Here is a 19,239-nt window from a genome sequence, read left to right on the forward strand (position 1 = left end):
CATCCAACCAAAACCTTCATATAAGTGACATCATTGCCACACATTTACCGGTATGCTTGTAACGAATATTTTCAGCATCGTTTCCGAATATAAAAATAAAAAGGCGGCCTCTTTCGAGACCGCCTTCACGACGTTGCAGTGCCTCTCTAGCGACTGCATCTTTCCGCAAGATGAACGTCAGCACAAAATCGTGCAATCCGACGCGCACGTCGTCCAAATCCACAACGGGCCAGGAGCTGTCCTTGCCCCGTGGTGAAACGCGCACGCGCGAGGGACGCGAATCTGGACAAGCCGCGCGGCCTCTGCCAATCGCGGCGCATGAGCGCAGAACCGACAGGGGCCACCCCCAACAGCTTTCGCAGCCAGCCCGACGATCGTGGCCATTTCGGCCAGTTCGGCGGGCGCTATGTTGCCGAAACGCTGATGCCGCTGATCCTCGATCTCGAACAGGAATACCGCAGGGCCAAGGCCGACCCCGCATTCCAGGCCGAGTTCGACGACCTGCTCGAACACTATGTCGGCCGCCCGAGCCCGCTCTATTTCGCGCCCCGGCTGACCGAGGAACTGGGCGGCGCGCAAGTCTGGTTCAAGCGCGACGAGCTGAACCACACCGGCGCGCACAAGATCAACAACTGCATCGGCCAGATCCTGCTGGCCATGCGCATGGGCAAGACGCGGATCATCGCCGAAACCGGCGCAGGCCAGCACGGCGTCGCGACCGCGACGGTCTGCGCGCGCTTCGGCCTGCCCTGCGTGATCTTCATGGGCGCGACGGACGTGGAGCGGCAGAAGCCGAACGTGTTCCGCATGAAGCTGCTGGGCGCGGAAGTCGTGCCGGTCACGGCCGGCGCGGGTACGCTCAAGGATGCCATGAACGAAGCGCTGCGCGACTGGGTCGCGAACGTGCACAACACGTTCTACATCATCGGCACCGCCGCCGGGCCGCACCCCTATCCGGAACTCGTCCGCGATTTCCAGAGCGTGATCGGCAAGGAAGCCCGCGCGCAGATGCTGTCCCGCATCGGCCGCCTGCCTGATCTGCTGGTCGCCGCCATCGGTGGCGGATCGAACGCGATCGGCCTGTTCCACCCGTTCCTCGACGATACCGGCGTCAGAATGCTGGGCGTGGAAGCGGCGGGCCATGGGCTGGACAAGGAACATGCCGCCTCGCTCGCGGGCGGGCGCCCCGGCATTCTCCACGGCAACAAGACCTACCTGCTGCAGGACGAAGACGGCCAGATCACCGAAGGCCACTCGATTTCGGCGGGCCTCGATTATCCCGGCATCGGGCCGGAACATGCGTGGCTCAAGGAAATCGGCCGCGTCGACTATACCTCGGTGACGGACACGGAAGCGCTCGATGGCTTCCAGCTGCTCTGCCGCACCGAAGGCATCATCCCGGCGCTCGAACCCGCCCACGCCATCGCGGCGGTGAAGAAGGTCGCGCCGACGATGGGCAAGGACCAGATCATCCTCGCCAACCTGTGTGGGCGGGGGGACAAGGACATCTTCTCCGTCGCCGAACATCTGGGGGTGTCGCTGTGACCCGCCTCGCCTCCGCCTTCGCCAAGGGCCGGCCCGCCCTCGTCACCTTCGTCACGGGCGGCGATCCGACGCCGGACGCCACCGCCTCCATCCTCGACGCGCTGGTCGAAGGCGGGGCGGACGTGATCGAGCTGGGCATGCCGTTCACCGATCCGATGGCCGATGGTCCGGCGATCCAGCTGGCGAACCTGCGCTCGCTCGGCGCTGGCACCAGGACCGCCGACATCCTGCGCATCGCCGCCGCGTTCCGCGCGCGCCATCCCGAGGTGCCGCTGGTGCTGATGGGCTATGCCAACCCGATGACCGTGCGCGGGGCCGACTGGTTCGCCGCCGAATGCGTGAACGCGGGCATCGATGGCGTGATCTGCGTGGACATTCCGCCAGAGGAAGATCCCGAACTGGGGCCGGCGCTGCGCAATGCCGGCGTTTCGCTGATCCGCCTGGCCACGCCAACCACCGACGCTGCGCGCCTGCCTGCCGTGCTGGAAGGGTCTTCGGGCTTTCTCTATTATGTCTCGGTCGCCGGCATCACCGGGATGCAGCAGGCGGCGCAGGCCTCGATCGACGAAGCCGTCGCCCGGATCAAGGCTTCGGCCACGATCCCGGTTGCCGTCGGCTTCGGGGTGCGCACGCCCGAACAGGCCGCGGCCATCGCCAGGGTGGCCGATGGCGTCGTCGTGGGATCGGCGCTGGTCGATCTCGTCGCCAAACATGGCGCGGACGCGGCGGGGCCGGTGAAGGAACTCACCGCCGCGCTCGCCGCCGCCGTCCACTCTGCCCGCAAGGAAATCGCATGAGCTGGCTCAACCGCGTTCGCAACGCCCTGCCCTTCACACCGAAGCGGGACACGCCCGACAACCTCTGGATCAAGTGTCCCTCGTGCAGCGAGATGCTGTTCACCAAGGACTATGAGGACAACCTTTCCGTCTGCCCGCATTGCGACCATCACGGCCGCATCGGCGCCGACGCGCGGTTCGCCCAGTTGCTCGATCCGGGCTTCGAGCTTCTTCCCGCCCCAAAGGTGAAGGAAGACCCGCTGAAGTTCCGCGACAGCAAGAAGTACACCGATCGCATCAAGGCGGCCAAGGCCGCCAACCCGCGCCCGGACGCGCTGACCAATGCCGCCGGCACGATCGACGGGCACAAGGCCGTGGTCGGCGTGCAGGAATTCGCGTTCATGGGCGGATCGATGGGCATGGCCGTGGGCAACGCCTTCATCGCCGGGATCGAGCGCGCGATCGCGGAGAAGTGTCCCTATATCGCGGTGACCGCCGCTGGCGGCGCGCGGATGCAGGAGGGCATTCTCAGCCTGATGCAGATGCCGCGCAGCACCGTGGCCATCGCCAAACTTCACGCGGCGGGCCTGCCTTATGTTGTGCTGCTGACCGATCCCACCACCGGCGGCGTCACCGCCAGCTATGCCATGCTGGGCGATGTGCAGATCGCCGAACCCGGCGCGCTGATCGGGTTTGCCGGCCAGCGCGTGATTCAGGATACCATTCGCGAAAAGCTGCCCGAAGGCTTCCAGCGCGCGGAATACCTTCACGCGCACGGGATGCTCGACATGGTAGTCCACCGCCGCGACATGAAGGCAACTCTGGCGCAAGTGATCGACTACCTCACGGCCGCAAAAGCCGCGTGACACTCCGCGCCAGCGGGAGGGACTTCTGACGCGCGACTTCGCCATTTCCGAAAACGCGGCGGTGCAGGCGCAGCTTGACCGACTGGGCGCGCTGTCGCTGCCGCAGGGCCGGTTCGGGCTGGATACCGCGCGCGAACTGCTCGCCCGCGTCGGCAACCCGCATATCGCGCTGCCACCGGTATTCCATGTGGCCGGCACCAACGGCAAGGGATCGACCTGCACGTATCTGCGCTTCATGCTGGAGGCGCAGGGGCTGACGGTCCATTCCGCCACCAAGCCGCATCTGGTGCGCTACAACGAACGCATCCGCATCGCCGGCAAATTGATCGGCGACGATCTGCTGGCCGCGCTGCTCCAGGAAGTGCTGGACGCGGCGGAAGACCTTGCCCCCAGCTTCTTCGAAGTGACCACGGTGGCGACGTTCCTGGCCTTCCACCGCATCCCGGCCGACGTCTGCGTGATCGAAACCGGGCTGGGCGGGCGGCTCGACGCCACCAACGTGCTGCCGACCGCGGCGGCGTGCGGCATCGCGACGCTGGGGCTGGACCACGAAGGCTTCCTGCTGACGCCCGAAGCCGGCGTGCCCACCGATCCGCTGGCGCGCATCGCGTTCGAGAAGGCCAGCATCGCCAAGCCCGGCGTTTCGCTGGTGACGCAAGCCTATCCCGCTGCCGTGGCGCAATCGGTGCTGGATACGGCGGAAGCGATCGGCGCGCCGGTGATGATGCGCGGGCGCGACTGGAACGCCGAGATCGGCGATGCAATCGCCTATAGCGATGCGCGCGGCTTGCTCACCCTGCCGCTGCCCGCCTTGCCCGGCAGCCACCAGGCGGACAACGCCGCGCTCGCCGTGGCCATGCTGCGCCATCAGGACGTCGTTGCTGTTTCGCCCGCAGCGATGGCGCGGGGCATCCCCGCCGCGCGCTGGCCCGCGCGGCTGCAACGGCTGGGCGCCGGCCCGCTGACCGCGCTGGCCGGCAACCGCGCCGTATGGCTCGACGGCGGGCACAACCCCGATGCCGGCCTCGCCATCGCCCGCCACTTCGCCGGCGGTCCGAAAATCCATCTCGTCACGGGAATGCTCGCCAACAAGGACCCGTCGGCGATCATCGCGCCGCTGGCGGACCGGTTGCTGTCGCTGTCGATCGTTCCCGCACCGGGGCACGACGCGCACCGCCCGGAAGACTTCGCGCCGTTCACGACGCTGCCAGCGCGCAGCTTCGTGAACGTGGCCGAAGCGCTGGCCGCTCTGCCGCCCGAAGGCGACGTGCTGATCGCGGGTTCGCTCTACCTTGCCGGGGATGTGCTGCGGCGGAACGGGGAAGTGCCGGATTAGGTTTTTGGCGATTCCTCGCCCGCCGTGCCCATGGCTTCGTCGACCAGCCCCGTGCGGCTCATCCACCAGAACAGCACGATGCCCGGCAGCGCCAGCACGGTGGTGAGCAGGTAGAAGTTCACGTAGCCGAACCGCTCGATCATCGCCCCTGCGGTCGTGCCGGTAACGAACCGCCCGACGATGCTCGCGCCGGCGGAAATCAGCGCGTACTGCGCCGCCGTGAACCGCAGATCGCACAGCGCCGAGAAATAGGCGACGACCACCACGCCGCCATACCCGGATGCGATATTCTCGAAGCCGATCGCGCCGGCCATGCCCAGGTTGGAATGGCCCGCCGCCGCCAGCGCCGCGAAGCTCAGGTTCGATACGCCCATCAGCACCAGCGCGAACAGCACCGACCGCTTGAGGCCAAGACGGGAATAGGCCGCGCCGCCGATGAACACGCCGATGAGATAGGCCCAGAAGCCCAGTCCCACGTCGTAGAGCGCGATTTCATCGTTGGTGAAGCCAAGGTCGTCGAACAGCAGGCGGAAGGTCAGGTTGGCCAGCGTATCGCCGATCTTGTGGACCAGGATGAACGCCAGCACCAGCAGCGCGCCGTGGCGTCGGAAGAACTCCACGAAGGGGCCGGTGATCGAATCCCACACCTCGCCCAGCCCCTTGCGCCGGGTCGCCTCGCGATGGCGGGCGGGCTCGCCCATCAGCAGCGCGGTCAGCACCGCCGGCAGGACGAGAAACGCGCAGGCGATATAGGCAGCGGTCCAGCCGTGGCGTGCCGCCACGAACAGCGCGATCCCGCCAGCACCGGCCGAGCCGATCCGCCAGCCGTATTGCGACATGCCCGATCCCGTGCCCAGCTGGTAGGGTTTGAGCGTCTCGATCCGGAAGGCGTCGATCACGATGTCGAACGTCGCGCCCGCCGCGCCGACGAGAACGGCGGCAATCACTGTCGCGCCGATATCCTTCGCCGGATCGACCAGCGCGAGATTGATCACGGCAAGAAAGACCAGCGCGCCCGCAAGGATCATCCAGGAAACCCGTTGCCCCAGCCGGCCCAGCACCGGCAGATGCACGCCATCGACCAGCCACGACCACAGGAACTTGAGGTTATAGACCAGGAACGCCAGCGTGAACGCGGTGATCGTGGACTTCTGGATGTGATCCTGCGCCAGCCGCGTTGTCAGCGTCGCGCCGATCATCGCGAAGGGGAAGCCCGACGAGATGCCGAGGAAGAACGACGCCAGCGATTCGCGTTCGACATAGGGCTTTAGCGCCTCCACCAGTCCGCTTCCCTCGCCCGTTTTCCCACGCGCCCCTACGTCATTCATGCGGCGATTGCTCCCTGCCCGATTTCGCGCAAAACTAGCGGCCTTTCGGGGTATGCCTAGCCCCGACAACAAAAGATAGGGAAGAGGACCCCATGGGACGCCCCACCGAAGGTCAGCTCGCGCTGGCGCATCAGGTTGCCGCCGGCGCCGGACAGCAGGCTTCCGCCATCGCCCATGTGCCCGCGTCCGCCTATGTCGATCCGGCGCATTTCGCGCGCGAGAAGGCGGCACTGTTCGACCGGATGCCGCAAGTGCTGGCCCCTTCGGCGCTGCTGCCCGAACCCAACATGGCCGTGCCCCACGATGGCACCGGCCGGCCGCTGCTGATAGCGCGCGATGGCGAGGGCGCGATCCGGGTGTTCCTCAACGTCTGCCGCCACCGGGGCACGCGACTGGTGGAAGGGCAGGACGTCCACTGCGGCAAGCGCATGGTCTGCCCGTATCACGCGTGGACTTATGCCACCGACGGCCGCCTGCTCGCCCTGCCCCGCCCGGATACCTTCCCCGGCTTCGACAAGGCGGCGCACGGCCTGGTCGAGCTGCCGAGCCATGAATCCGGCGGCCTGATCTGGTTCGCGCCCGCAGCCCCCGACGCCGATTTCGGCGACGCCGCGCGCGTGGGCGAGGACTTCGCCGCGGTGGGCCTCGCCGGGCAGCATCTGTATGCGCGGCGCACGCACCGGGTGGCGTCGAACTGGAAGCTGATCATGGACGCCTTCCTGGAAAGCTACCATGTGCTGCGCCTGCACGCGGCGTCGATCGCACCGTTCTTCAAGGACGGCATCACCTCGGGCGACGAGATCGGGCCGCACAAGCGGTCGCTGGTCGGCCGCGCGGCGGAGATGGAGGGCGTGGACTTGTCCGACTGGGCGCAACTGCGCGCTGTGGGCACGTTCGCCTACCAGCTCTTTCCCGCCACCGTGGTCGTGGTCAGCCCGGACTACGTGAACCTGATGACGATCATGCCGCAGGCGGTGGACCAGACGCTGGTCGAGGATTTCATGCTGATCCCCGAACCGCCGCGCGACGAGAAGGCGGAGAAACACTGGCAAAAAAGCTGGAAGCTGCTCGACGGCCAGGTGTTCGGCGCGGAGGATTTCCGCGCGGCGGAACTCGGCCAGCAGGGCCTTGCCAGCGGCGCCGTGGACCGGATCACGCTCGGCACGCTGGAAGCCGGGATCGCACGCTTCCACGCGATCTGCGCGGAGCAGATGGCGAAAGCCGGCCTCTGACCGCAAGAGCCGGGGTGACGCGCGGGCCAAGCGCGCGTAAGGGCGGGGCATGACACTTCCCCCCAAACCCCGGAACGGCCGCCCGGGACGGCCCGCCGCTCCGAAAAGGCCCGACGCTCCCGAGCGTCCCGCCGCGCCCCGCAAACCCGCCGCACCGCGCACGCCGGCCACGCCCGCCGCCGATGGCCCGCCGCGCGAAGGCGAACGCATCGCCAAGCTGCTGGCGCGCGCCGGCATAGCCTCGCGCCGCGAAGTCGAACGGATGATCGCCGACGGCCGGGTGAAGCTGAACGACGAAGTGCTGACCACGCCCGCCACGGTGTTGAAGAACCTGAAAGGCGTGACGGTGGACGGCAAGGCCGTGGCGGCCGCGGAGCCGGCCCGCCTGTTCCGCTTTCACAAACCCGCCGGCCTGATCACGGCAGAGCGCGATCCGGCAGGACGGCCGACGATCTACAACGCCCTGCGCAACGCGCTGCCGAAGGAGACGCCGCGCCTGATGCCGATCGGCCGGCTCGACCTCAATACCGAGGGGCTGCTGCTGCTGACCAATGACGGCGAACTCAAGCGCGCGATGGAACTGCCGTCCACCGGCGTCCCCCGCACGTACCGCGCCCGCACCTTCGGCGACATCACGCAGGAACGGCTGGAAGCGCTGAGCGAGGGCGTGGAGATCGAGGGCATCCGCTATGGCTCGATCGACGCCAACATGGAGCGGCGCACCGGCCGCAACCAGTGGATCGAACTGACGCTGACCGAAGGCAAGAACCGCGAAGTGCGCCGCGTGCTGGAGCACCTGGGCCTGCAGGTATCGCGCCTGATCCGCATCCAGTACGGTCCCTTCCCTCTGGCCGACATTCCGCGCGGCATGGCCGATGAAATCCGCCAGGTCGATGTCGAGCGCTTCCGCAAGACGCTGAAGCCCGCCGGCCGGGGGCAGGCATGAGGATCATCGCCGGGGAATGGCGCGGCCGGCCGCTGCGCGCGCCCGAGGGCGACGCCACCCGCCCCACGGCGGACCGCACGCGCGAGACGCTGTTCTCGATGCTGACGAGCCGGCTCGGCAATTTCGAAGGGCTGACGGTGGCCGATCTCTTCGCGGGATCGGGCGCGCTGGGGCTGGAGGCGCTGTCACGCGGCGCGGAGAAGGCGATCTTCGTCGAACAGGCCCCGCCCGCGATCCGCGCGATCCGTGCCAATATTGCCGCGTTGCACGCCCAGCCGAAGTGCGATGTGCGCGCGGCGTCGGTGCTGACGCTGGGACCGGTCAAGGACCCCGTCGACCTGGTCCTGCTCGATCCGCCTTACGGCACCGGCGCGGGTGCGGTGGCGATCGACCGGCTGGTGCGGCTCGGCTGGATCGGCGAAGCCACGTGGATCAGTCTGGAAACCGCTGCCAACGAACAGCCGCAGATCCGCGCGTGCGAAGTCGATGCCGAACGCAAGGTGGGCAAGGCGCTGCTCACCCTGCTGCGCCTCAAGAGCTGACGGAACAGGCGTCAGCCGGCCTTGCGGCCGAACAGCACGCCCGCCAGCGTCAGGCTGCCCGCCACGGTCAGGAACAACCCGACGTAGGCGGTGCCGCCGTGCTGCGCGAGGTACTGCGCGGCAAACGGCGCCATCGCCCCGCCGATGATCCCGCCGACGTTGAACGCCACGGATATCCCGGTGTAGCGCACCGGCACGGCATAGAGCGTCGGCAACCACGCGCCGAGCGGGCCATAGGTCAGCCCCATCACCAGCAGCGCGGCGGCCAGCGTCAGGAACACCAGCGGCAACGAGCCTGATCCCAGCCCCGCGCCGAACACCAGCCCGATCACCGCCGTCAGCGCCGCGCCCTTGGCCAGCACGTTGCGGGCGCTGGTCCGGTCCGCCCACCAGCCGGCGAGCAGGATGCCGAGGGCCAGGAAGGTATTGGCGCCAAGCTGCACCACCAGGAACGCCTCGCGCGAATAGCCGAGGGTCTTGGTGCCGAAGCTCAAGGCGAACGTGGTGGCGAGGTAGAAGATCGCGAAGCAGGCTACGACGCCCGCGATCCCGGCGATCACCGCGCCGGCATGATCCTCGAACAGCCGGCCGATCGGCACGCGCGGCGGCGGCGCGGTTTCCAGCGCGGCGCGGAACGCCGCCGTCTCGCCGATCCTCAGCCGCACCCACAGGCCCAGCCCCACCAGCAGTGCCGAAGCCAGGAACGGAATGCGCCAGCCCCATGCCGCGAAATCGGCGTCCGAAAGGTTCACCGCCAGGATCAGGAACAGGCCATTGGCGGCAAGGAAGCCTAGCGGCGCACCCAGCTGCGGCGCGGAGCCGAACCGCGCTTCCCACCCCTTCGGCGCGTTCTCCACGGCCAGCAGCGAGGCCCCGCCCCATTCGCCGCCAAGCCCGAAGCCCTGCCCGAAGCGCAGCAGGCACAGCAGCGCGGGCGCGATCGGCCCGGCCATGGCATACGTCGGCAGGAAGGCGATCAGCAGCGTGGAGAGCCCCATCAGCATCAGCGAGGCGACCAGCGTGGACTTGCGCCCCGCCCGATCCCCGAAATGGCCGAACGCGATCGCCCCCACCGGCCGCGCGAAAAACGCCAGGCCGAAGGTCATGAACGAGGCCATGTTCTGCGCCGCTTCCGATTCCGCCGGAAAGAACAGCGGCCCGATCACCAGCGCCGCCGCCGTGGCATAGACGTAGAAGTCATAGAACTCGACCGCCGTGCCGACGAGGCTGGCCGTCAGGATGCGGGCGTGCTGGCGGATCGGATGCGCGGTAGACGTCATGGGCCGCTTCGTTCGGCGCGGGGTGGGCCCTTGTCAAGAATCCGGCGAACTGCGCGACCGTCGCCGCCTCTGCGAAATCACGTATCCCGGCATTCAGCCAATCACAGCGCGCTTTCCCTAGAAAGAGGCGGAACAGGCCGCGCGAAGGCTTCGCGGCCCGGCACCGAGGGTAACGACGTGAACATGCTGAACTGGTTCGAGAAGCAGGCTCCCATCCGCGAGAAATTCCGCGCCCTGCTGTTCGTGCATACGGGCCTTGCCGTTCTCGGCCTGCTGGCGACGCTCTGGGTGGGCCTGGGCGGCGGGCTGATCCTGCCGCTGATCGCCTCGGCCGCCGTCGTCGCGCTTTCGGCCGCGGCCGTGATCGTCAGCGGCGATCGCATCTGCACGCCTTATGTCAATACCGTCGTCCGCATGGAAGCGCTCGCCCGCGGCGATCTCGACAGCCCGATTCACTATACCGACCATACCGACTGCGTCGGCCGGATGACCAAGGCGATGAGCGTATTCCGCGAAAACGCGCTGGACTTGCGATCCTCTTCCGCAACCCGTGACACGGTGAGCAACGCGATGACCGAGGCCCTGTCGCATCTCGCCCAGTCCGATCTGTCCTATCGCATCGATACCGGCTTCCCGGAATCGCAGGAGCAGATCCGCTGCGATTTCAACCGCGCCGCCGAAGCGCTGGCGGGTACGCTGTCCTCCGTCGCCACCTCCGCCATCTCGATCGACAGCAGTTCGGGCCAGATCCGCACCGCGTCGGACGACTTGGCCGCGCGCACCGAGCAACAGGCCGCCTCGATCGCCAAGGCGAGCGAATCCATGCGCGCCGTGACCATGCTGGTCGAACAGAACGCCGGCAGCGTGGCGGATGTCGACAAGTCGATCGCGGATGCCCATCGCGGCGCCACGCAGGGCGGCGAAGTGGTGGAACAGGCGGTGGCTGCGATGACCATGATCCAGAAATCGTCGCAGGAAATCACTCAGATCATCAACGTAATCGATGGCATCGCCTTCCAGACCAATCTCCTCGCGCTCAACGCCGGGGTGGAAGCCGCGCGCGCGGGCGATGCCGGCAAGGGCTTTGCCGTCGTCGCCAACGAAGTGCGCGCCCTGGCGCAGCGTTCCGCCGATGCCGCGCGAGATCAAGGATCTCATCACCAACAGCAGCGATCATGTGAACCAGGGCGTGACGCTGGTCGACGAAACCGGCCGCGCGCTGGGGCAGATCGTGACGCGCGTGGGCGAAGTCAGCCAGCTGACCAAGACCATCGCCGAATCCGCGCGGCAGCAGTCGGAAATGCTGCGCGACGTGAACGAAACCGTGACACAGATCGACCTCATGACCCAGCAGAACGCCGCGATGGTCGAAGAAAGCACTGCCGCATCGCGCAGCCTGGCGCAGCAGGCGGGCAATCTTTCCGCACTGGTGGCGCACTTCAACACGGCGGGCGGGCAAGCACCGAGGCCGCCGGCTCCGTCCGCCGAGATCGTCGTGCTTGCACCACCGTCGCCTGTCGCTGAACCCTTGGAGCCCGTCGAGCGCGCGCTGCCGGCACCCAGTCAGGGCAACCTTGCCCTGAAAGGGTCCGACGATACGCAGGACTGGAGCGAATTCTGAAATCCGGCATCAACTCGGGGCGCTGCAGCCGCAGGGCGGGCAGCGCGAAGGGCGCCGGAGTGATCCGGCGCCCTTCCTTCAGGCCCGACCCGAAGGGCCTTCAACTGTCAGAGGTCAGACGCCGCCACGGTTCCGACAGCTGTCCTGCACCGTCTTCGAACACAGCGGATAGGCCTTGGCCGCGGCGCCATCAGCCGAAGCCATGTTCCCGCGCGGTGCCGCTTCCGACGGGGCATCGGCCGTGGCGGCCGGTGGCGCGGAGGCGGGAGCCGCCGCAGCCGACGGCTTGCCGCTCACTTGGGCCACGATCGTCGGCCACACCTGTTCACGCTGATCGGGCGTCATGGCGAAGACCTGGCCCCGTTGCTGATCGCTCAGCGCCCACCAGCCAGCCTGGCGATCGGGCGCAAGCGACCAGAAATATTCCTGCTGGCTGGCCGGCCACGCGTCGTACTTGGCCTTCTTGTCGGCGGGCCATGCATCGTACTGCGCCTTCTGCTCGGCGCTGGGGCTGAACGTGGTGGTGCCGGTCGAAGCGTCCGCAGAGGAAGCCGGCGGAGTGGCCGCTTCCGGAGTCGCCGCTTCGGGGGGAACGGGTGCCGTGGTATCGGCGGGCGGAGGAGTGGTGGCCTGCGCAAGCGCGGCGGCAGGCAGGGCGGCGGTTGCGAGCGCAAGCGCACTCACGCACAGAAACTTACGCATTTTCAATCTCCTGCTGTCGTCAGGTACTGTGAACAAGCTACGCACGGCCCCTGCCTGCGATCCCGCCAAAGCGGCGGAACGTGCCTTTCGCGCCGACGAGCCGAACCGTGACGGAAACCGGGCACGACGGGCCGAATGATCGTTGCGACGACCTGTTTTGGTCCCTATCTGTTCACGATGTCCGTTCCCCACCCTACGAATCCCGCAGACAACGAAGCCTGGCTGGATGGCCTGAACCCGCCACAACGCGAAGCCGTGCTGACCACCGAAGGCCCCGTGCTGATGCTGGCGGGCGCGGGCACGGGCAAGACCGCCGCGCTCACCGCGCGCATGGCATATTTGCTGCGCACGCGCCGGGCGTGGCCGTCCGAAATCCTCTGCGTCACCTTCACCAACAAGGCCGCGCGCGAAATGCGCGAGCGCGTGGGGCAATTGATTGGCCCAGCGGTGGAAGGGATGCCCTGGCTGGGCACGTTCCACGCCATCGCCGCGAAAATGCTGCGCCGTCATGCGGAGATCGTCGGGCTGCAATCGAACTTTACGATCATCGACACCGACGACCAGTTGCGCCTGCTCAAGCAGCTGATCCAGGCGGAAGGGCTGGACGAAAAGCGCTGGCCCGCCCGCCAGCTGGCGGGGCTGATCGACAAGTGGAAGAACCGGGGCCTCAACCCCGCCGATCTCGATGCGGGCGAGAACGAAGCCTACGCCAACGGGCGCGGCCAGAAATTCTACGCGCTCTATCAGGCGCGGCTCCAGGCGCTCAACGCCTGCGACTTCGGCGATCTGCTGCTCCACATGCTCAACGTGTTCCGGCGCGAGCGCGAGGTGCTGGAACAGTACCAGCAGCGCTTCAAATACGTGATGGTGGACGAATACCAGGATACCAACGCGGTGCAGTACCTGTGGCTGCGGCTGATCGCCCAGGCCCGCAAGAACATCTGCGTGGTGGGGGATGACGACCAGTCGATCTATTCCTGGCGCGGCGCGGAAGTGGCCAACATCCTGCGCTTCGAAAAGGATTTCCCCGGCGCCAAGGTGATCCGGCTGGAGCAGAACTACCGCTCCACCCCGCACATCCTGGGCGCGGCGTCCGGACTGATCGCGGAAAATTCCGAACGGCTGGGCAAGACGCTGTGGACCGAACAGAACGGCGGCGACAAGGTCCGCGTCGTGGGCGTGTGGGACGGGCCGGAGGAAGCCCGCCGCGTGGGCGACGAGATCGAGCGGCTGGAACGCGAAGGCTGCGGGCTCAACCAGATCGCCATCCTCGTTCGCGCGCAGTTCCAGACGCGCGAACTGGAAGACCGCTTCATCCAGATCGGCCTTGGCTATCGCATCGTCGGCGGCTTCCGCTTCTACGAACGCGCCGAAATCCGCGATGCGCTGGCCTACCTGCGCCTGATCGCGTCACCATCGGACGACCTCGCGTTCGAGCGGATTTACAACACGCCCAAGCGTGGGCTGGGCGACAAGACGCTGGAAAAGCTCCACCGCCATGCCCGCGCGCGGGGCGTGCCGCTGTCGCTGGCGGCGGTCGAAATCCTCGATACCGATGAACTGCCCGCCCGCGCGCGCGGCACGCTGACCGCGCTGATGCGCGATTTCGCGCGCTGGCGCGATGCTTCGAAAACGCTGGTCCCTGCCGAACTCGCGCGGACCATCCTCGATGAAAGCGGCTATACCGCCGCGCTCCAGGCCGAACGCAGCGCGGAAGCGAACGGCCGGCTGGAAAACCTGTCCGAACTCGCCCGCGCGATGGAGGATTACGAGACGCTGGGCGATTTCCTCGAACACGTCAGCCTCGTGATGGACAACGAAGCCGCGCCCGATGACGAGAAGGTCACGGTGATGACCATCCATGCCGCCAAGGGGCTGGAGTTCGACCAGGTGTTCCTGCCGGGCTGGGAGGAAGGCGTGTTCCCCTCGCAACGCGCGCTCGACGAAGGCGGCCTTGCCTCGCTGGAAGAGGAACGCCGGCTCGCCTACGTCGCCATCACCCGCGCGCGCAAGCGCTGCACGATCCTGCATGCCGCCAACCGCCGCATCTATGGCCAGTGGACCAGCTCGATTCCCAGTCGCTTCATCGGCGAACTGCCGCAAGGGCATATCGAGGAAGAGACGACCCTGTCCGGCGGCGCCTCGCTTTGGCGCGCGAACTGGTCGGAACAGAGCGATCCCTTCGCCGACGTCGCGCGCGCGCAACCGTCGCGCGGCGTGGGCCGCGGCCCCGGCTGGCAGCGCGCGGCGGCGCAGAGCTATGACCCCAGCCCCCGCCGCATTCCCGAAGCCACCCGCAGCGCCGCCAGCTTCGCCGCCAAGCCGCGCGCCGACATCGCCATGGGCGCACGCGTGTTCCACGACAAGTTCGGCTACGGCACCGTCGCCGCGCAGGAAGGCAACAAGCTGGAGATCGATTTCGAAACCGCCGGCCGCAAGCGCGTGATCGACAGCTTCGTCAAGCCGGCGGGGTAGTCCAAAGCGCGATCGTTAGTTTCCGTCCGGCATCTGCCGAGGAGCGGCTAGGCATAAACGCCAAAATACAGGATGCGCCAAGCGCATATGGAGCCCAACGAGCCAACCGAATTTAATCCAAAAGGTATAGCAGATTGGCCCGATTGTAAGTGAGCTTTGAAAACCTTTAACTCGTTTTCCGGAATTATTTAAAAGTGCCTGCAGTCCGCCATGTGCAGCGTAGGAATTAATGCCGAATTCCGTAGAAAAGCGTGCATAATTATCGTCATATTTTATCTTAAGCAGAACAATATTGCGTCTCACAAGACCACGTGCAAATTGCGTAAGAGGTGTAAGGCGAGGTCCGCAATCTTCAGCGATATGGCAGGCTAGAATTTTTGCAAAATAGCGAAAGAGATTCAGATATTCTGAGCTGTTTACAGCAAAGTCCGCATGCTGAAATGCACTATCTGGATCATCACCACTCTGGAAGTGATCCAAAGCCAACAAATGAAACCGCTCGAACGCACGATCCGCAGGTTGCGTTAGCGTACCATTACAATCTTTGCAAAGAGAAGCATTGCTTTTAAAATGAAATACTTTGGACTTTGGTCCCTGAGCATAACGTGGTTTATCGCTGCCATCAAAACGGCCCATTACCATCGCTTCTTGACCAAAAAGACGTCTTAACAAAGACGCTTTAATTTTGTGCTCGCCCGTAAGGTTTTTGCTGGACCCACAAAGGCTGCAACTATCAGGAGCCCACGGTTCAGTCAGAAGCTCCATTTCTGACTCTGCTCAGACTTCAAAATTCTATAACGCTGAAACGTTCAGGAATCCCGGTATCGGCCCGTTCCACGCGCCCGGTTCGCTCGGCGGTTCCGCATCCTGATAGCGTGGCGCGCGTTCCGCCGGCGCCTCGCGGCGGGGCCGCGCTTCGCTCCGAGGCGGGCGGGCGCGGGCGGGTGATGCTTCTTCCTCCGACGCGCGCGGTTCGGCCTTGCGGCCGCGCTTCGGCTTTTCGGCCGCTGCGGGTCTTTCCTCGCGCGCCTTGCGGGCCGGCCGTTCCTCCGCCGGAGCGCCAGCGATATCGAGCTTGATTTCCGGGATCGGAGCGCCGGTAAGCTTCTCGACGTTCTCGATCGCTTCGGCATCCTCCGGCGCGACGAGCGTGAACGCGCGGCCGGTGGCTCCGCCGCGGCCGGTGCGGCCAATGCGGTGGACGTAATCGTCCGGATGCCACGGCGTGTCGAAGTTGAAGACGTGGCTCACGCCCTTGATGTCCAGCCCGCGCGCGGCAACGTCGGACGCGCACAGGATGTTGATGTCGCCCGACTTGAAGCGATCCAGTTCGGCGATGCGGCTGGACTGGTCCATGTCGCCATGAATCTCGCCGGCGGCAAAGCCGTGGCTCTTGAGGCTCTTGGCGAGTTCGCGCACGGTGGTCTTGCGGTTGGCGAAGATGATCGCGGTGGTCACGTTGTCGTTGCGCAGCAGGTGGCGCAGCACTTCGCGCTTCTGCCGGCTGCCGACCTTCACCTTGTGCTGGGCGATGCTGGCGTTGTTCGAAGCGGGCCGCGCGACCTCGATGTACTTGGGGTTCGAGAGGAAGCGATCCGCCAGCTTCTTGATCGGCGGCGGCATCGTCGCCGAAAACAGCAGCGTCTGCCGCTGCGCCGGCAGCTTGGTGCAGATGTTCTCGATGTCCGGAATGAAGCCCATGTCGAGCATCCGGTCGGCTTCGTCGATCACCAGCAGGTTGCAGCCCGTGAGCAGGATCTTGCCGCGTTCGAACAGGTCCATCAGCCGGCCGGGGGTGGCGATCAGCACGTCCACGCCTTCGGACAGGGCCTTGATCTGATCGCCCATCTGCACACCGCCGATCAGCAGCGCCATCTTGAGATCGTGGTTCTTGCCGTACTTCTCGAAATTCTCGGCCACCTGCGCGGCGAGTTCGCGCGTCGGCTCCAGGATGAGCGAACGCGGCATCAGCGCGCGGCGGCGGCCATGGGCGAGGATATCGATCATCGGCAGCACGAAACCGGCGGTCTTGCCGGTGCCCGTCTGCGCGATGCCGATCAGGTCGCGCATCATCAGCACGCTGGGGATGGCCTGCGCCTGGATCGGAGTCGGCTCGTCATAGCCGGCGTCCGTCACCGACTTCAGCAATTCGTCAGACAGGCCGAGATCGGCAAACTTCATCAGCGACAATTTCCGAAAGAAGCGGGGCCGGATATACTCCTCCCCGACCGTCGCCGCATGACGCCGGTTCCCTTAGCGCGCGCTATGACCATTGCGGGGCCAAAGTCAAGGAAACCCGAGAACTTCGGACGCTTTCAGGCTTAATTTTCGCAATGGTGGCGTTTTGGGATCAGTTTTCGGGAACGAGCTCGCGCATGCGGCTGATCTCGCAGGTCGCCCCGGCGCGTGAATGAATGGTGTCGCGCCCGGCACAAAGCATCCCGTCGGCGGTCTGCTCCACATAGAAGCCCAGATAGAAATCGCGCGCGTTGCAGGATTTGTCGAGGCTGGCGCCGATGATGCGGCGATCGCGCATGAACAGCACCAGCCGGTCAGCCATATCGCGCTGTACGCCGGCGATCCCGGCCACGGGCAGGCAACGTGCGGACTTGCGCTCGCGAAGGCGCATCGGCCCGGGAGGCGGTGGAGGCGGCGCGAACGAATCACGGCCCGGCGCGCGCGGCGCGATGCGAATAATCAGGCGCTGTTCGATACGGACCTGATCCCAGGAATCCTCTGGAAACCCGCCTGTCCACTCCGCTAGCGGTCCTCCGCCGAAACGGCCGTCCCCGGCGAATCCGCCGATAAGCGGCGGCCCTTCCGGCGCCACGGCCGTCGGCCACGGATCGCCAACGCCCTCTCCTCCCGCCACGGCGGGAAACAGCAGCGCGAACGGCGCTAGAAATGCGGCAAGCACCATCATGGAAGGAAAACGGCCAACCTGATCCCTCATCCCGCACGCGAACACGCACCCCCCGGCAGGTGTCGCTGCGAATGTAGCTTCGTTACATCGTCCTGTTGAACGGCTGCTTAACCCGATTGCCGGACCGGATGACAAGCAGATTTGAATTGCAGCACCCCGACGCGCGGCCTAGCGCTGCCGGATGTCCACATCCTTTTCGCCGACCGCCTTTCTTGAAGAAGCAACCGCCCTACTCGGTCCCAAGGGCATCACCGCCGATCAGGAGGCCATGGACGGGTGGCTGACCGACTGGCGCGGGCGCTTCACCGGCCGCGCGCTGGCCATGGCGTCGCCCGCCGATACGGACGAGGTGGCGGCCTTGGTCAAGCTTTGCGCCCGGCATGGCGTGCCGATCGTACCTCAGGGCGGCAACTCCGGCATGTCTGGCGGGGCAACGCCCGACCGGACCGGCAACGCGCTGTTGCTCACCCTGCGCCGTATGAACGCCATCCGTGCCGTCGACACCGAAAACCGCACCGCTACCTGCGAAGCGGGCGTCGTGCTGCAAGTGCTGCACAAAGCGGCCGAAAAGGAAGCCTTGCGCTTTCCGCTTTCGCTGGGCGGCAAGGGTTCGGCGACGGTGGGGGGCCTCATCTCCACCAATGCCGGCGGCACGCAAGTGCTGCGCCACGGATCGATGCGCGCGCTGGTGCTGGGGCTTGAAGCGGTGCTGCCCGATGGTTCCGTGTTCGATGCGCTCACCCCGCTGAAGAAGGACAATCGCGGTTTCGACCTGAAGCAGCTGCTGATTGGATCGGAAGGCACGCTTGGCATCGTCACCGCCGCCACGCTCAAGCTGGAACCGGCGGTTGCGGCGCGCGCGGTGCTGTGGGCGGGCGTGGAATCGCTCCCGGTCGCGCGTACCCTGCTGCTGCACGCCGAAAGCGTCGCCGGCGGCGCGCTGGAGGGTTTCGAGGTACTGCCGCAGCACAGCCTCGATGCGGTGATAGATTACCTGCCGACGGCGCGCGCACCGCTGGCGGAACCCCATCCCTGGCATGTGCTGATCGAACTGGTTGCCGATGCCGACCGAGCAGAAGGCCTGCCCGACCTGGCCGAACGCCTGCTGATCAGCGCGTTCGAGGCGGGGCTGGTCACCGACGCGACGATCGCCGCGAGCGAGACTCAGGCCGAGCAGATGTGGCTGATCCGGGAATCGATCGCCCCGGCGGAGCGCGCGATCGGCCCGGCGGTCCAACACGACATCAGCGTGCCCGTGGAGCGAATGCCCGAATTCGTCGAAACGGCCGTTCCACTGATCGAAGCCGCCTGGCCCGGCACCCGCGCGGTGGGCTTTGGCCATCTGGGCGATGGCAACATCCATTTCCACGTTCTGGCGCCCTCCGGCGTCGATGCCGCGGAATGGCAGGCAGGCGATGGCAAGGCGATCAGCCGCCAGGTCCACGATCTCGTCACCCAGTGGAAGGGGTCGATTTCGGCCGAACACGGCATCGGGCAACTCAAGCGCGACGAACTGGAGCGGCTGGGCGATCCGGTGGCGTTGCACATGATGCGTGCCATAAAGCAGGCGCTCGATCCGCAGGGGCTGATGAATCCCGGCAAGCTGATCTGAAACGGTTCGCCGTGGCCCTGCAAGGGTGTGGATGCGTGGTTACCGGCCTTGCCTC

Annotated in this window: 17 protein-coding genes and 1 pseudogene; 11 read left to right on the forward strand and 7 right to left on the reverse strand. The window is 66.3% G+C overall.

Translation table 11 applies throughout. From position 1 onward, the window contains the following. Positions 1 to 16 precede the first annotated feature (16 nt). The gene (locus EH199_RS07545) at positions 17 to 208 is read right to left on the reverse strand and encodes a hypothetical protein (RefSeq protein WP_124808643.1); all 192 of its coding nucleotides are present in this window, start codon (positions 206 to 208) and stop codon (positions 17 to 19) included. Positions 209 to 318: 110 nt separating this feature from the next. On the opposite strand from EH199_RS07545, the gene trpB reads away from it, so the two are divergent. The 4 genes from trpB to EH199_RS07565 all read left to right on the forward strand — a co-directional run bounded on the left by trpB (position 319) and on the right by EH199_RS07565 (position 4,523). Further along, the gene (trpB, locus tag EH199_RS07550) at positions 319 to 1,545 is read left to right on the forward strand and encodes a tryptophan synthase subunit beta (protein ID WP_124808644.1); all 1,227 of its coding nucleotides are present in this window, start codon (positions 319 to 321) and stop codon (positions 1,543 to 1,545) included. Next, entirely contained in the window at positions 1,542 to 2,342 is an 801-nt protein-coding gene (gene trpA / locus EH199_RS07555) for a tryptophan synthase subunit alpha (RefSeq protein ID WP_124808645.1), read from the forward strand. The genes trpB and trpA overlap by 4 nt, the downstream gene beginning before the upstream one ends. Then, positions 2,339 to 3,187 (forward strand): acetyl-CoA carboxylase, carboxyltransferase subunit beta, encoded by an 849-nt coding sequence (accD, locus tag EH199_RS07560; RefSeq protein ID WP_124808646.1) that lies wholly within the window; start codon positions 2,339 to 2,341, stop codon positions 3,185 to 3,187. The genes trpA and accD overlap by 4 nt, the downstream gene beginning before the upstream one ends. Positions 3,188 to 3,248: 61 nt before the next feature. Beyond that, positions 3,249 to 4,523, forward strand: coding sequence for a folylpolyglutamate synthase/dihydrofolate synthase family protein (locus tag EH199_RS07565; protein ID WP_223806532.1), 1,275 nt, complete (start codon positions 3,249 to 3,251; stop codon positions 4,521 to 4,523). On the opposite strand, the gene EH199_RS07570 is transcribed toward EH199_RS07565, so the two are convergent. Continuing rightward, positions 4,520 to 5,851 carry an MFS transporter gene (locus tag EH199_RS07570; protein ID WP_124808648.1) on the reverse strand — a complete coding sequence of 444 codons (1,332 nt, stop codon included), beginning with the start codon at positions 5,849 to 5,851 and terminating at the stop codon, positions 4,520 to 4,522. The two genes, EH199_RS07565 and EH199_RS07570, sit on opposite strands and share 4 nt — an antisense overlap. A gap of 92 nt (positions 5,852 to 5,943) precedes the next feature. Between EH199_RS07570 and EH199_RS07575 the strand changes: the two genes are divergently transcribed. From EH199_RS07575 to rsmD, 3 genes are read left to right on the forward strand one after another with little or no spacing between them, the layout of a single operon-like run. Further along, positions 5,944 to 7,083 (forward strand): aromatic ring-hydroxylating dioxygenase subunit alpha, encoded by a 1,140-nt coding sequence (locus EH199_RS07575; protein WP_124808649.1) that lies wholly within the window; start codon positions 5,944 to 5,946, stop codon positions 7,081 to 7,083. A gap of 49 nt (positions 7,084 to 7,132) precedes the next feature. After that, on the forward strand, positions 7,133 to 8,029 hold the full coding sequence (locus tag EH199_RS07580; protein WP_124808650.1) for a pseudouridine synthase: 897 nt from the start codon (positions 7,133 to 7,135) through the stop codon (positions 8,027 to 8,029). Continuing rightward, positions 8,026 to 8,571, forward strand: a complete 546-nt coding sequence (gene rsmD / locus EH199_RS07585; RefSeq protein WP_124808651.1) for a 16S rRNA (guanine(966)-N(2))-methyltransferase RsmD — start codon at positions 8,026 to 8,028, stop codon at positions 8,569 to 8,571. Before EH199_RS07580 ends, rsmD begins: the two co-directional genes overlap by 4 nt. 11 nt (positions 8,572 to 8,582) lie before the next feature. Here rsmD and EH199_RS07590 read toward each other — a convergent pair whose 3' ends face one another. Further along, positions 8,583 to 9,851: an MFS transporter gene (locus EH199_RS07590; RefSeq protein WP_124808652.1), complete on the reverse strand. Its 1,269-nt coding sequence runs from the start codon at positions 9,849 to 9,851 to the stop codon at positions 8,583 to 8,585. A gap of 948 nt (positions 9,852 to 10,799) precedes the next feature. On the opposite strand from EH199_RS07590, the pseudogene EH199_RS25010 reads away from it, so the two are divergent. Beyond that, a pseudogene (locus EH199_RS25010) lies at positions 10,800 to 10,937 on the forward strand (methyl-accepting chemotaxis protein); the annotation flags it as partial. A 46-nt stretch (positions 10,938 to 10,983) separates the two neighbouring features. Continuing rightward, entirely contained in the window at positions 10,984 to 11,472 is a 489-nt protein-coding gene (locus EH199_RS24955) for a methyl-accepting chemotaxis protein (protein WP_305036969.1), read from the forward strand. Positions 11,473 to 11,586: 114 nt separating this feature from the next. Here the strand turns inward: EH199_RS24955 and EH199_RS07600 are convergent, their stop codons facing one another. Then, the gene (locus tag EH199_RS07600) at positions 11,587 to 12,174 is read right to left on the reverse strand and encodes a hypothetical protein (RefSeq protein ID WP_124808653.1); all 588 of its coding nucleotides are present in this window, start codon (positions 12,172 to 12,174) and stop codon (positions 11,587 to 11,589) included. A gap of 177 nt (positions 12,175 to 12,351) precedes the next feature. Between EH199_RS07600 and EH199_RS07605 the strand changes: the two genes are divergently transcribed. Continuing rightward, positions 12,352 to 14,649: an ATP-dependent helicase gene (locus EH199_RS07605; protein WP_124808740.1), complete on the forward strand. Its 2,298-nt coding sequence runs from the start codon at positions 12,352 to 12,354 to the stop codon at positions 14,647 to 14,649. Between the two features lie 15 nt (positions 14,650 to 14,664). On the opposite strand, the gene EH199_RS07610 is transcribed toward EH199_RS07605, so the two are convergent. The 3 genes from EH199_RS07610 to EH199_RS07620 all read right to left on the reverse strand — a co-directional run bounded on the left by EH199_RS07610 (position 14,665) and on the right by EH199_RS07620 (position 17,479). Then, entirely contained in the window at positions 14,665 to 15,414 is a 750-nt protein-coding gene (locus EH199_RS07610) for a hypothetical protein (RefSeq protein ID WP_124808654.1), read from the reverse strand. A gap of 27 nt (positions 15,415 to 15,441) precedes the next feature. Continuing rightward, positions 15,442 to 16,830, reverse strand: a complete 1,389-nt coding sequence (locus EH199_RS07615; protein WP_124808655.1) for a DEAD/DEAH box helicase — start codon at positions 16,828 to 16,830, stop codon at positions 15,442 to 15,444. Between the two features lie 169 nt (positions 16,831 to 16,999). Then, entirely contained in the window at positions 17,000 to 17,479 is a 480-nt protein-coding gene (locus EH199_RS07620; protein WP_125955782.1) for a hypothetical protein, read from the reverse strand. Positions 17,480 to 17,753: 274 nt separating this feature from the next. Between EH199_RS07620 and EH199_RS07625 the strand changes: the two genes are divergently transcribed. Further along, positions 17,754 to 19,184: an FAD-binding oxidoreductase gene (locus tag EH199_RS07625; RefSeq protein WP_124808657.1), complete on the forward strand. Its 1,431-nt coding sequence runs from the start codon at positions 17,754 to 17,756 to the stop codon at positions 19,182 to 19,184. Positions 19,185 to 19,239 lie beyond the last annotated feature (55 nt).

This window comes from Novosphingobium sp. LASN5T (assembly GCF_003856955.1).
GTDB lineage: Bacteria > Pseudomonadota > Alphaproteobacteria > Sphingomonadales > Sphingomonadaceae > Novosphingobium.